This window comes from Stenotrophomonas sp. 2694 (assembly GCF_040548715.1).
Lineage (GTDB): Bacteria > Pseudomonadota > Gammaproteobacteria > Xanthomonadales > Xanthomonadaceae > Stenotrophomonas > Stenotrophomonas indicatrix.
This window is the reverse complement of record NZ_JBEPSG010000004.1, coordinates 93333-106939: the sequence shown is the minus strand read 5'-3', so window position 1 is coordinate 106939 and position 13607 is coordinate 93333. Positions and strand designations below refer to the sequence as shown.

The following is a 13607-nucleotide window of genomic DNA, read 5'->3' as shown; positions in this document are numbered from 1 at the left end:
GTAGGAAGGGATGCTGGCACGATAGCCCAAGGCGGCCCGCAGAACGACCGCCCGCATGGCAAATCAGTGTGTCATCGGCGTGCCTTGCGAGGCCGGGCATAATGAACGTCCCGTTACACTTTGTGAGATCCCCGCGTCCATGCGCCGTTCCGTCTCCCTGTTGGCCGCCTGCGCCACGACCCTGCTGCTCGGCGCCTGCGCCAGCACCGCTCCCGCGTCCGCCCCGGCCGGCCTGAAGGTCACCGTTGCCCCCGTCGCCCACCCGGCCGGTGAAACCCCGCAGTGGTGGTACCGCAGCGGCGCTGCGCAGGCAGCGGCGAACGGCGCGATGGCTGGCAAGGCCAAAAACGTCATCCTGTTCCTCGGTGACGGCATGAGCCTGACCACCGTGGCCGCCTCGCGCATCTACGAAGGCCAGCAGAAGGGCAGCTCGGGCGAAGAGAACCTGCTGTCGTGGGAACGCTTCCCCGCCACCGCGTTCAGCAAGACCTACAACACCGACTCGCAGACCCCGGATTCGGCCGGCACCATGACCGCCATCACCACCGGCGTGAAGACCCACATGGGTGCGATCGGCGTCAGTGCCGGCAGCCGCACCGACTGCGCCGACAGCCTGTCCAAGGGCCTGCTGACCTGGCTGCAGCTGGCCGACAGCGCCGGCCTGGCCACTGGCGTTGTCTCCACCGCGCGCCTGACCCACGCCACGCCGGCCGCGACCTATGCGCACTCGCCTGAGCGCAACTGGGAAAACGACACCGACCTGACCGAGGCGGCCAAGGCCGCCGGCTGCAAGGACATCGCCCAGCAGCTGCTGTCGACCTCGCGTTACGGCCGCGGCCCGCTGGTCGCCCTGGGCGGTGGTCGCGGTGAGTTCACCACCGTGGAAGAGCGCGACCCCGAGTACGACGACAAGGTCGGCCAGCGCCTGGACGGCCGCAGCCTGGTGCAGGAATGGCAGCAGGCGCACCCGCAGGGCGCCTACGTCTGGAACAGCAAGCAGCTGCAGGCCGCCGCCAACGCTCCGGCGATCCTCGGCCTGTTCGAGCCCGACCACATGCGCTACGAATACGAACGTCCGCAGGACCCGGCCGGTGAGCCGAGCCTGGCCGAGCTGACCGCTGCGGCGATCAAGAACCTGTCGCGCCATCAGGAAGGCTACGTGCTGATGATCGAAGGCGCGCGCATCGACCACGCCAACCACAGCGGCAACGCCTACCGTGCGCTGACCGAAACCGTGGCCCTGTCCGATGCCGTGCGCGTGGCCAACGAGCTGACCTCGGCCGATGACACCCTGATCATCGTCACTGCCGATCATTCGCACACCCTGAATTTCGTCGGCTACCCGGCCCGCGGCAATCCGATCCTGGGCAAGGTGAAGGACAAGGGTGGCGAAGATGGTGCCGGCAAGCTCGACTACGCGCTGGATGGCAACGGCCAGCCGTACAACACTCTGAGCTACGCCAACGGCCCCGGCCATACCGGCACCAGCAACCAGCAACCGGCCGGTCCGAAGCGTTACCCGCACAACCCCAGCAGCTTCGAGCCGGCCAACGGCCGCCCGAACCTGCACGACGTCGATACCGAGCATCCCGACTACATGCAGGAAGCGCTGGTACCGATGAAGTCCGAATCGCATGGTGGCGAGGACGTCGGCATCTGGGCACGCGGCCCGGGCAGCAAGGCGATCCGCGGCACCCTGGAGCAGAACGCGATCTACCACATGATCGTGCAGGCCACCCCGGCCCTGCGCGATCGCCTGTGCCAGGCCGGCACCTGCGACGACAAGGGCGTACCGGTGGAACTGCCGGCACCGGCCACCTTCGAACGCAAGGCCGAGGCCAAGTGATGGCGCGGCCGGCACGCTCTGCGCTGGGCAGCCTCCGCCGTGCGCGCTGGCTGGCCCTGCTGGGCGTGCTGGCCAGCCCCTGGGCGTCGGCGCAGGGCCCGGCCTGCAAGGTCATGACCGAAGAGCACGGGTTGTGGATGCTGCCCGGCTGCGAGGTCGTCGATGACAAGCCGCAGATCAGCGCGGAGACCCTGCAGGATCTCCCCTACGACGGCGATGGCCTGGCGCTGGTACAGACCGCCGATGGTTTCCACTACGTCGACCGTCGCGGCCGCAGCCAGGCGGTGATCGCCTGGGACAACGGCGCAGACCCCCTGCAGGAAGGCCTGTTCCGCGGCCGCATCGGCGATCGCGTGGGTTATTTCAACGCTGCCTTCGAGCAGGTGATTGCGGCCACGTTCGATTTTGCCTGGCCGTTCCAGGATGGCGTGGCCGAGGTCTGCAACGGCTGCCGCCGCGGCACGCCCGATGGCGACGGGCATACGCCGATGGAAGGCGGCGAGTGGTTCCGCATCGATCGTTCCGGTCGTCGGCTGAAGTAAGGGGTTTATCGGCAGGGCGGCGCCCTGCACCTGCCGAACAACGGCAACGGCCGAAGCAACAGCCAAAGCGGCATTCCGTGGGATGGCGGGGCGGTGTCGGATTGCGGGGACGCCGCAAGTACGTCCTTGTAGGTTTGGCAGCCGCATCCATGCGGCTGACACCCCGCAATCCGACACCGCCCCACCTCTGACAGTTGGCCGGTGGCCAGTAGATCCACGCCATGCGTGGATGAATCTCTTTCAGATATCGAAATCAATCTGGGGTCAGATCCGTTTTCCTACGGAAAACGGATCTGACCCCAAGAGCCATTCCAACAGATCGCGGAGATCTGTCGAAGGCGGGGTGGGTCCGGTTGCGGGGGCGTAAGCGCCATGGGCCCGAGGCATGCCTCGGGCGGGTTGGGCAGGACGCCCAACCCCGGTCTTGCCGTGTGCGCAGGACTGCGCACTCGAGCAAGGCGCGACCGAGCTTACAGGGGTGAGGGCGCTTTGCTTGCGAAGCACTGCTTCGCAAGCGCCCGAACGCACAGCCGCCAGCGGCTGGGCCGGGCCCCGGCGGGGGACTTGCAGCGTCCCCCGCAACCGGACCCACCCCGCCATCCCACGGAATGCCGGCTTTTGCTTCGGCTGTTGCTGTTGCTGTTGCTGTTGCTGCTCAGGTTGCCGGCCAGCGGCCGGCACTACCGCTTCGGCGGGTGCAGGGCGCAGCCCTGCCGACTCACCCACCCACCCTATACTTGCCGCCGTGACCGCCTTCCCCGCCCTCGTTCCGCTTGATGCACCGCTGCTGGTCGGCTACAGCGGCGGCCTGGACTCGACCGTGCTGCTGCACTGGCTGTGGCGATCGGCACAGGCCGCAGGCACGCCGCTGCGCGCGACGCACGTACACCATGGCCTGCAACCGGTTGCCGATGACTGGGTGCGGCACTGCCAGCAGCAATGCGCGGTGCTGGGCATCGAACTGGCCGTGCACCACGTGCAGGTCAGCCGTGATGACGGCCATGGCATCGAAGGGGCCGCCCGGCTGGCACGTCGCGCTGCATTCAGCGCCGAACTGCAGGCCGGGGAAACCCTGGCGCTGGCCCAGCACCAGGACGACCAGGCCGAGACCTTCCTGCTGCGTGCGTTGCGCGGTTCGGGCATCGATGGGCTGGCGGCGATGACCGCTGACAGCCGCCTCGATGGCCATCGGCTGTGGCGGCCACTGCTCGATGTGCCGCGCAGCGCGCTGCAGGCTTACGCGGCGACACACGGCCTGCAGTGGATCGAAGACCCCAGCAACGGCGAAGACCACGCCGACCGCAATTTCCTGCGCCTGCGGGTACTGCCACTGCTGCGCCAGCGCTGGCCGCATGCCACTGCCGCATTGGCCGGCAGCGCCGCGCATTGCGCGCAGACCCGTGCATTGCTCGATGAAGAAGACGCCGAACTGCTCGCTCACCTGGAAGTGGCACCCCGGGTGCTGTCGCTGGAGCTGCTGCGCCAGGTTGCACCGGAGCGTGCTGCGCGCGTGCTGCGTGCGTGGGTGCGCCGCCATGGCGCAGCCCCGTTGCCGGCGCATGTGCTGCGGCAAGTACAGAACGAATTGATGGCCGCAGGCGCCGATCGGCAGTCGCAGGTGCGTTGGCAGCAGCACGCCATCCGCCAGTGGCGCCAGCACGCCTACCTGCTGCCGGCAGCGCTGCCGGTCCTGCCGAAGGACTGGCACGCGGCCTGGGACGGCCGTGCACCGCTGCAGCTGCCCGACGGCGGCCAGCTGCGCCTGCTCGGCACGGACCGCTTCGAACACCCGCTGGACCTGCGTGCCCGCCAGGGCGGCGAGCGCATCGTGCTGCCCGGCCGTACGCATTCATCCGCGTTGAAGGATTGCCTGCAGCGCGAGCATCTGGCGCCCTGGCGACGCGCACAGCTGCCCCTGCTGTTCGACCAGGGGCAGCTGCTGGCGGCCGCCGATGTAGTCACTGCCGCACCGCTGCAGGCCTGGCTGCAGGCACGCAATGCGCAGTTGCAGTGGCATCCGGGCGGCTGGTGAATTGACCCTTGCGCGCGCGCCGTCCACACTTGTCGCATGGTCAAGAAGTCCCCCGAAAACGCCTCCCCGGTCGCCCAGTTCGAGCAGTCGCTCGAATCGCTGGAACAGCTGGTGGAGCAGATGGAAACCGGCGAGTTGAGCCTGGAAGCCTCGCTCAGTGCTTACGAACGTGGTGTTGGTCTGTACCGCCAGTGCCAGCAGGCGCTGGAGCAGGCCGAACTGCGCGTGCGCCTGCTCAGCGATCCGGCCCAGCCCGAAACCGCCGAACCCTTCGATCCGCCCAGCCATGACGGCTGAGGCGTTGTTCGCGCGCTGGCGCGACCGTATCGAAAGCCAGCTCGACGCCGCCCTGCCCTCACCGGCCGAAGCCCCGCAACGCCTGCACCAGGCGATGCGCCATTCCGTGCTCGGTGGCGGCAAGCGCATGCGCCCCTTGCTGGTCTATGCCGCCGGCCAGGTGTTCGGCGCGCCCCTGGACAGGCTTGATGCCGCGGCGATGGCGGTGGAACTGATCCACGCCTACTCGCTGGTGCACGACGACCTGCCGGCGATGGACGACGATGCCCTGCGCCGTGGCAAGCCCACCACCCACATCGCCTTCGACGAAGCCACCGCGATCCTCGCCGGCGACGCCCTGCAGACCCGTGCGTTCGGCCTGCTGGCCGATGCACCGCTGCCGGCGGCATTGCGCGTGGCGTGCCTGCAGACCCTGGCCCATGCCTCCGGCGCGGCCGGCATGTGCGGCGGCCAGGCGCTGGACATCGATGCCACCGGCCAGCAGCAGTCGCTGGCAGCCCTCACCCGCATGCATGCGCTGAAGACCGGTGCGCTGATCCGCGCTGCGGTGCGCATGGGCGCGTTGTGCGGTGATGCACCCGAACCCGTGCTGGCCCAGCTCGATGGTTTCGCCGATGCGCTCGGCCTGGCCTTCCAGGTCCGCGATGACATCCTCGATGTCGAAGCCAGTTCCGAACAGCTGGGCAAGACCGCCGGCAAGGACCAGGCCCAGGACAAGAGCACCTTCCCTGCCCTGCTCGGCATGGACGGTGCCAAGGCGCAGCTGCGCGAACTTTCCGCGCGCATGCAGCAGGCACTGGCGGGCTATCACGAAGAAGCCGATGCGCTGCGCGCGCTGGCCACGCTGGCCGTGGAACGCGATCACTGATTGCAGGCATGGATCTGCCGCGCTGCGCGTTCGCCGGGCATGGCCCGGCGCTACCCTACGCGCCATACACGGAAACGCCCGGCATTGCCGGGCGTTTCTTTTTACGTCGTTGATCGTTGCCGCTTACTTGATCAGGCGCAGTGCGAACGGGTAACGGTAGGCTTCGCCATTGTTCGCCTTCACCGCAGCGATGATGCTGAAGACCAGGCTGAGCAGGCCGACGATCGGCGCCAGGAACACACCGATGACCACGAAGGTCAGGATGATGCAGACGAACATCGCGATGGCGACGGTGATCTGGAAGTTCAGCGCTTCCTTGGCCTGGTCGGTGACGAAGGCCTTGCTGGCGTCATCCTTGTTGATCAGCCAGATGACCAGGGCACCAATGAAACCGGTGAAGATGCCCAGCAGGTGCGCCACCAGGGCCATGGTGCGCTGGTCAGCGGGTACGCTGCTCGCCGCCGGGACGTTCTCGAATTCGCTCACGACAAAACTCCTTTTTTATTGGGTGGTCTTGACCGACCGGCGGCAAGCCGGTCGCGTCAGGCGGGCCTAGCTTACGCCATCAATGGCATCAATCATTGCCGGCGATCGTCATCCGTCCCACCAGGATCGAGCCGGTGCGGATATGCGAGCGCGGATCGACATCGCTGCCGACCGCCTCGATGGCCATGAACATGTCCCGCAGGTTGCCGGCGATGGTGATGCCATCCACCGGATACTGGATCTGGCCGTTCTCCACGCGGAAGCCGCCAGCGCCGCGCGAGTAGTCCCCGGTCACCCCGTTCACCCCCTGCCCCATCAGCTCGGTCACCAGCAGGCCGTTGCCCATCTGCGCGGCGATGTCCTGCAGCGAACCGGCATTGGCCGCCAGCTGCAGGTTGTGCACGCCGCCGGCATTGGCGGTGGTCTGCAGGCCCAGCTTGCGCGCCGAATAGCTGCCCAGCACGTAACGCTGCAGCACGCCGTCACGCACCAGGGCCGAGGCACGGGTGGCCACGCCGTCGCCGTCGAAGGCGGCCGAGCGCAGGCCACGGCGCAGGTGCGGCAGCTCCTCGATCTGCATCCAGTCGGGGAACAGCTGCTGGTCGACGCTGTCCAGCAGGAAGCTCGCCTGGCGGTACAGCGCGCCGCCGGAGACTGCCGACAGCAGGTGACCCACCAGGCTGCGCGCCACTTCCGGCGCGTACAGCACCGGCATGCTGCCGGTCGGCAGCGAACGCGGCTGCAGGCGGGCGATCGTGCGCTCTGCGGCGCGGCGACCGACGCTTGCCGGATCTTCCAGATCCTCGCGGGCCAGTGCGCCGGTGTACCAGCCGTCGCGCTGCATGCCATCGCCGGTGCCGGCGATCAGCGCACAGCCGATCGAATGATGGGTTCCGCGCTCGCGGCCGATGAACCCATGCGAATTGGCGTAGACCGACACGCTCTGCATGCTCGATACCGAGGCGCCATCGGAATTGCGGATCTGCGCATCGGCTTGGCGGCCCGCCGCCTCGCAGGCCAGCGCCAGGTCCACCGCCTCGTCGGCCTGCAGCTCCCAGGGGTGCCAGCCATCCAGTTCGGGGAAGTCGCGGGCCATCAGGTCGGCCTCCGCCAGGCCGGCGGCTGGATCGTCCTCGGTATGGCGGGCGATCGCGCAGGCCTGCTCGACGGTGGCCAGCAGGCTGGCCTCATGCAGGTCGGCGGTGCTGGCACTGCCCTTGCGCTGGCCGAAGTAGACGGTCACGGCAATGCCGCGGTCACGGGTGGACTGCACGGTCTCGACCTCGCCGAGACGGACATTGACCTCCAACCCACGGTCTTCGCTGCAGCTGACCTCGGCCTGGCTGGCACCCAGCGCGCGGGCACGCTGCAGCAGCTGCTGGGAGATGTCGGCCAGCCGTTCCAGCCGGGCCGGGCTGTCGTCGCCGACGGCGACTTCAGGGGCGATCACGTTCAATGCTTTATCCTGTGCGGGTTGGGCCCGGCATCACGCCGGGCGACTTTTTTTGAAATCAGGTATGGACGATGCGCGGACGCGACGAAGAAACCGGTGAATTCCACGACAAGAGCCGCAGCCAGAACCGGCGCGATGCGCTGGACGTCCTGGCCCTGGGCGAGAAGCTGGTGTCGCTGACCCCGGCCCAGCTGGCGCGCCTGCCGATCCCGGAGGACCTGCTGCCGCACATCGCCGAGTGCAAGCGCATCACCGCCCATATCGCGCACAAGCGGCAGCTGGCGTTCCTGGCCAAGCACATGCGCCGCGAGGACGATGCCGCGCTGGACGCGATCCGCGATGCGCTGGATGCCAACAGCGAAACCGGGCGCCGCGAAGTGGCGATGATGCACCGTGTCGAAGACTGGCGCGAACGCCTCATGAATGAAGGCGACAAGGCGCTGGCCGCGCTGCTGGATGACCATCCGCAGGCCGACCGCCAGCAGTTGCGCACGCTGGTGCGCAACGCCCAGGCCGAAAAGGCCAAGAACAAGCCGCCGCGCGCCTACCGCGAGATCTTCCAGGTGCTGCGCGCGCTGATGCTGCCGGCCGCGCTCGGCCTGAAGGCGTCCGCTGAGGACGTCGAGGCAGACGAACCGGTCGACGACGCCGACGAGGACTGAGTCCCCGTCGGGCATGGCGGTGGCTGTGGCCATCGCCGTGCTCAGGCCTGGGTACCGCCGACGGTGATGCCCTCGATCAGCAGCGACGGCTGGCCGACACCGACCGGCACACTCTGCCCGTCCTTGCCACAGATGCCCACGCCCTCGTCCAGAGCCAGGTCGTTGCCGACCATGCGCACCTTCTGCATGGTTTCCGGGCCATTGCCGATCAGGGTCGCGCCCTTCACTGGAGCGGTGATCCGGCCGTCCTCGATCAGGTAGGCCTCGGTGGCCGAGAACACGTACTTGCCGCTGGTGATGTCGACCTGGCCGCCGCCGAAATTGACCGCGTACAGGCCCTTCTTCACCGAACGGATCATTTCCTGCGGGTCATGCTGGCCGGCGCGCATGTAGGTGTTGGTCATGCGTGGCATGGTCATGTGCGCGAACGATTCGCGACGGCCGTTGCCGGTCGGCGCCACGCCCATCAGCCGCGCGTTGAGGCTGTCCTGCATGTAGCCGACCAGGATGCCGTCCTCGATCAGCGTGGTGCACTGGGTCGGGTGGCCTTCGTCGTCGATGTTGAGTGAACCACGGCGTCCGTCCAGGGTGCCGTCGTCGACGATGGTCACGCCCGGGGCAGCCACGCGCTCGCCGATCCTGCCGGCGTAGACACTGGTGCCCTTGCGGTTGAAGTCACCTTCCAGGCCATGGCCGACCGCCTCGTGCAGCAGTACGCCCGGCCAGCCCGGGCCCAGCACCACCGGCATCACCCCGGCCGGCGCCGGCACCGCTTCCAGGTTCACCAGGGCCTGCCGCAGCGCCTCGCGCGCAAAGGCTTCCGGGCGGCCATCGGCAAACAGCGCTTCATAGCCATAGCGACCGCCGCCGCCGGCATAACCCGACTCACGGCGGCCGTTCTGCTCGACGATCACCTGCACGTTCAACCGCACCAGCGGGCGCACGTCGGCGCCCAGCACACCATCGGTGCGGGCAACCAGCACGGTATCGACGCCACCGGACAGGCTGACCATCACCTGCTTCACGCGCGGGTCGGCCGCGCGCAGGTAGCCGTCCAGGCGCTTGAGCACCTCGACCTTGGCTTCGTTGCCGATGCCGTCGATCGGGTCCAGCGCCGGATACAGCACGCGCGCATCGCCGCGCAGCAGCGAACACCCGGTCTGTGCGCCGCCTTCGCGCGAGATCGCACGTGCCGACTGCGCTGCGGTCAGCAATGCACCGGCATGGATGTCATCGGAATAGGCGAAGCCGGTCTTCTCGCCGGCAATCGCGCGCACGCCCACGCCCTGCTCGATGGAATGGGCGCCGTCCTTGACGATGCCATCTTCCACGCTCCAGCTTTCGCGCCGGGCATGCTGGAAGTACAGGTCGCCGAAGTCGACACCGGGGCCGAGCAGTTGGCCGAAGGTGCGCTCCAGGCCAGCGGTATCCAGGCCACCGGGGCGCAACAGGCGATCTTGGGCAAGCGTCAGGGCGTTGTCAGTCATGGTCTCGATCTGGGGGTGTGAAGGCGGTCAGGCAAGGCCGCCCTGGGGAAACGGGGGCCGCGCTCAGCGCGGTGGCGGTGGTTCGGTGACGGTCGGCGGCACGGCCGGCAACGGCGGCAGGCGCGGCGGCGGTGCGGGTACTGGCGCACGTTCGCGGCTGCGCTCGATCACCTCCACCTTGGGCTCCTTCCAGGGGCCGGTCACCTTGTAGGTGCGGGCACCGATCTCGCCCAATGGCTTGGACAATACCGCATTGGTGGCTGCACCCAGCGCTGCGCCCACCGGGCCGCCGGCCACCGCGCCGACCACGGTCAGCAGGTTGCCGGCGCGCGGGTTGACGTCGATGGTCTGGTCGAACTGCTGTTTCCGCAGGTCGGCCTGGCCACGGATGGTGATGTTCGCTGCCGGCCCTTCGATCAACACCTTGTCGGTACGGGCCATGCCCTCTCCGAACTGCACGCTGCCCTCGACCTGGTTGAACGCGAAGCCCTTGGAGAAGAAGTCGCGGAAGTCGAACATCAGCCGCCGCGGCAGCTGGGCGACGCTGAGCAGGCCCAGCACGCGGCCAGCACCCGGCTCCAGCTCCAGCAGCTGGCCATTGCGGGCATTCACATCGAGCTGGCCCTGCAGGTTGCCAAGCTGGAAGTCCGACGGACCGCCGGGCCATGAGGCCTGCAGCTGGGCGTGGCCGGAGCCGCCGCGCAGCTGGCCGCCGTAGTCGAGGTTCTGCAGCAACCCGCCCAGGTCTTCACTGCGCACCTGCGCATCAAGCGCAGTTCGCGAACCGCCACCCTTGCCAAGCCAACGGCCACGGATGTCGATCTCCTGGCTGGGGGCGCGGAACTGCAGTTGTTCCACGCTCAGGCCATTGGCGATCGGCCGCGTACGCAGCACGGCCTGGCCCAGCACGACCTTGCCGAACTTCAGGTCGGCGATGTCCAGTGCGAACGGCGGCAGCTTGGCCGGGTCCATGTCGTCGGCACCGGCCTGCACCCGCGCCGGTGCCGCCGTGGCTCCGGGAAGGGTCGGCAGCGATTGCCAGTACACGCGCTCGAGCTGGCCGCTGATGGTGCCGCCATCGGCGTTGGGCACATTCAACTTGCCGGCCAGCGAGGGGCCATCAAGGCGCACGTCCAGCGCCTGCGGGCCAGGATGCAGCTGCAGGCGGGTCTGCTCGAACACGCCGCCGATCAGCATCAGCTGGCCGACCTGCACGTCCACGGCGCGCAGCGGCATCGGGTCGCCATCGCCACCGGCGCCACGGGCCAGGCCGATCCATTCCAGCGCATCCAGGGTCGGGCTGCGGCCATTGATGGTCAGCCCGCTGGGCGGTGGTTCGCGGTCAACGTGGTCGCTGCCCAGGGTGACCTGAACGCCGGTCTGGTTGTTGTGGCTGCGCGCGGCCAGCGCCAGACGCTGGCCGAACGCCACGTCGATGCGGCCGGCACCCATCGGCAGCTGTGCGGCCACGGTGGTCGGCAGCGGTTCGTTGGCCGGCTTCTGCAGCGGTGCCGGCAGATCCAGGCGGGTGCCCAGCAGATCCGAGCGCAGGCGCAGCTCGCTGGGCGGCGCTGGTGTAGCCGGCGCGACCTTCGGCAGGTTCACCGCGATGGTCCACGGCGAGGTGCCGTTGATGTAGGGCTTCAGCCAGGCCATTTCCGGTGCGCGGTCGATCAGCACGCCCGCATCGAGCGTGGCGGCCAGTTCCGATTCGAAGGCCAGCTTGGGGTCACGCACGAATCCACCGGCGCGCAGGCTCAGCCGGCCGTCCTGGCCGAGGTGGCGCACTGCCAGTTCCTCGGCGGCGAAGCCGGCGTTGCTGTAGCGGGCCTGCCCGCGCATGTTGTCGAATTCCAGCTGGAAGCGCTTGTCGACCAGTTTCAGCCCGGCCAGGTCCACCGTGCCCTGCAGGTGGCCGCCGCCCTGGTCATGATGCAGGGGCTGCAACAGGTCGAAATGCACGTTGGCCGGCCCGCTTGCCGCGAGGTTGTCCAGGGTGTCGCCGTATTCCTTGTGCAGCGGGCTCTGCCGCAGCATCGCCAGCAGCTTGCCGGCGTCGCCCTGGCTGTCGGCGCGCACGTACAGTGGCTGCTGGCCGAAATCCTGGATGCCGGCTTCGAACGTCTGTACTGCCACACCGGCCAGATCGCCGCTCCCCTGCATGTGGAAGCCAGGGCCGATGAAGGCGACATCGGCATCGACCTGGCCCATCAACGGCCAATCGTGCTGGAAGCGGATGTCACCGTTGCTGATGTGGCCGGTGGCCTCGAAGCGGCCATCGTTGTTGTCGAACGGCCAGTCGTCCAGGTCACCACTGACCAGGCCGATGCCGTTGCGCACCTGGCCGCCGGCCAAGGCCATGTCCAGCCAGTCGGTGGCGCCCTTGCTCATTCTGGAATGGATCCAGAAACGCTTGGCCGCGGTCATCGGTACGTCGTCCAGCTTGGCCGCCAGCTGCATCCACGGCCGGGTGCCATCGCCCTGGAACCAGAGACCACCGCGCACGTCGGCAGCGTAGTCGGTGCCTTCCACACGCATCGCCGGGGTGCCGATGCGCCAGCCGCCGGCCTCGTCACGCCAACCGACGATCTGCCCGGCCAGGTGCAGGTCGTGACGCACGCCGAAACCGGTCGGCCAATCGAACTGCAGCTGGCGCTGGGGTTGCAGCTGCAGGCTGAAGCCGTTGGCATCGCCCTCGAAGCGGCCGCCCAGGCCGCGCAGGCCCGGCGAGTTGCCAACACTGGCAAAGCCCAGCGACTGCAGTTCGCCCTGCACCCACAACGGGCCATCCTGCTGGCCGCGCAACTGCAGCTGCGCCACGTCCAGCTGCGGCTTGGCCAGGTACAGCCAATGCCGCAGGCCCGCGTCCAGGCGGTCGCTGAGCGCCAGCGCGCGCAACGCGGTACCCGCCTGCGCTGCTGCGGCCTGCACCTGCATCTGCTTGCCCACCCTCAGTTGCAACCCGTCCAGCTGCTGCTGGCTGCCATCGGCCTGCAGGCGCAGGCGCGGCACCTGCAGCGCCCAGCCTTCTGCCGTCCGCTGCCAACGCAGGCGCGCCTGCAACCGTTGCAATTGAATTTCCGGGCGCGCCACGCCAGGCATCGGCGCGCCTTCGACACGCAGATCACGCAGGTCCGAATCGGTGGTCAGCGCCACCGGGGCGAAATCACGCAGGGTCAGCCACAGGTTGAGCTCGCCCTTGCCCTCGCGCAGGCGCATGCCGCCGGCCGCCAACAACGGCGCCCAGGCACGGAAATCGATCGGATCGGCGCCTACCCAGGCCTCGCCGTTGCCGCGCTGGCGATCCAGGTCCAGCACCGCCGTCAGCGGCAACGCGTCGGTCTGTGCCCAGGCACGCACGCCCACCCGCAGGCGGTCGCCATCCACACGCAGGCGCAGGTCGATGCGTGGCAGGGTGGCGTCGACACCCAGTGCTGGCGCATGCACGCCGAGGCGGCCACCAATCACCTGCAGTTCGCCCAGCCGGCGCAACGCATCCAACGGATCGCCGCCAGCGCGGGACTGCGGCAGGCCGCGCACCGACCAGCGGCCATCGGCGGCCTGCTGCAGGTCCAGCGCCAGGCCGCGCAGGCGCAGTTCGGTCAGAGAGCGGCCCGGCAACAGGCCGCTGTACATCGACACCAGCACCTCGGCATCGCCGATGGCCAGGCCCTGGCCCGCGCCGATGCGCAGGCCCTTCAACTGCAGCAGTGGACCACGTCGGGTCCAGGCGGTGTCCAGGCGTTCGAAGCGCACCGGTTGCCCGGCGCGCGTGCTCAGCCAGGCCGCGATCCGGTCCGGATGGCGCTCAGCCAGCGGCAACAGCTGGCTGAGGGTGCCGACCAGCAGGGCAAGCCCGACCAGGCCAACCGCGCATGCGGCGATGAAATGACGGCGGATCCTTCGCAGTCGCAGGCGCGGCGGCGCGCTCATC

10 protein-coding genes are annotated in these 13607 nt (G+C 68.7%); 6 read left to right on the top strand and 4 right to left on the bottom strand.

The genetic code is table 11. The features are described from left to right. Nucleotides 1-139 precede the first annotated feature (139 nt). From ABIA73_RS07015 to ABIA73_RS06995, 5 genes are all read left to right on the top strand, one after another. Nucleotides 140-1846 carry an alkaline phosphatase gene (locus ABIA73_RS07015; protein ID WP_354275581.1) on the top strand — a complete coding sequence of 569 codons (1707 nt, stop codon included), beginning with the start codon at nt 140-142 and terminating at the stop codon, nt 1844-1846. Further along, nucleotides 1843-2388: a WG repeat-containing protein gene (locus tag ABIA73_RS07010; RefSeq protein WP_025876062.1), complete on the top strand. Its 546-nt coding sequence runs from the start codon at nt 1843-1845 to the stop codon at nt 2386-2388. The genes ABIA73_RS07015 and ABIA73_RS07010 overlap by 4 nt, the downstream gene beginning before the upstream one ends. A 745-nt stretch (nt 2389-3133) precedes the next feature. Further along, nucleotides 3134-4420 carry a tRNA lysidine(34) synthetase TilS gene (gene tilS, locus ABIA73_RS07005; RefSeq protein WP_354275580.1) on the top strand — a complete coding sequence of 429 codons (1287 nt, stop codon included), beginning with the start codon at nt 3134-3136 and terminating at the stop codon, nt 4418-4420. A 36-nt stretch (nt 4421-4456) separates the two neighbouring features. Then, nucleotides 4457-4717 (top strand): exodeoxyribonuclease VII small subunit, encoded by a 261-nt coding sequence (locus ABIA73_RS07000; RefSeq protein ID WP_222388629.1) that lies wholly within the window; start codon nt 4457-4459, stop codon nt 4715-4717. Beyond that, complete coding sequence (locus ABIA73_RS06995; protein ID WP_025879281.1) at nt 4707-5585, top strand: polyprenyl synthetase family protein; 879 nt, start codon at nt 4707-4709, stop codon at nt 5583-5585. Before ABIA73_RS07000 ends, ABIA73_RS06995 begins: the two co-directional genes overlap by 11 nt. Nucleotides 5586-5708: 123 nt before the next feature. On the opposite strand, the gene ABIA73_RS06990 is transcribed toward ABIA73_RS06995, so the two are convergent. After that, the gene (locus ABIA73_RS06990; RefSeq protein WP_025879282.1) at nt 5709-6071 is read right to left on the bottom strand and encodes a DUF4870 domain-containing protein; all 363 of its coding nucleotides are present in this window, start codon (nt 6069-6071) and stop codon (nt 5709-5711) included. 88 nt (nt 6072-6159) lie between these two features. Continuing rightward, complete coding sequence (pmbA, locus tag ABIA73_RS06985; RefSeq protein WP_025879283.1) at nt 6160-7527, bottom strand: metalloprotease PmbA; 1368 nt, start codon at nt 7525-7527, stop codon at nt 6160-6162. Nucleotides 7528-7595: 68 nt separating this feature from the next. On the opposite strand from pmbA, the gene yjgA reads away from it, so the two are divergent. After that, nucleotides 7596-8186, top strand: a complete 591-nt coding sequence (gene yjgA, locus ABIA73_RS06980) for a ribosome biogenesis factor YjgA (protein ID WP_025879284.1) — start codon at nt 7596-7598, stop codon at nt 8184-8186. 41 nt (nt 8187-8227) lie between these two features. Here the strand turns inward: yjgA and tldD are convergent, their stop codons facing one another. Both tldD and ABIA73_RS06970 read right to left on the bottom strand, forming a co-directional pair. Then, nucleotides 8228-9673 (bottom strand): metalloprotease TldD, encoded by a 1446-nt coding sequence (gene tldD / locus ABIA73_RS06975; RefSeq protein WP_354275579.1) that lies wholly within the window; start codon nt 9671-9673, stop codon nt 8228-8230. Nucleotides 9674-9736: 63 nt separating this feature from the next. Next, entirely contained in the window at nt 9737-13606 is a 3870-nt protein-coding gene (locus tag ABIA73_RS06970; protein ID WP_354275578.1) for a YhdP family protein, read from the bottom strand. Between the last annotated feature and the right edge of the window lies 1 nt (nt 13607).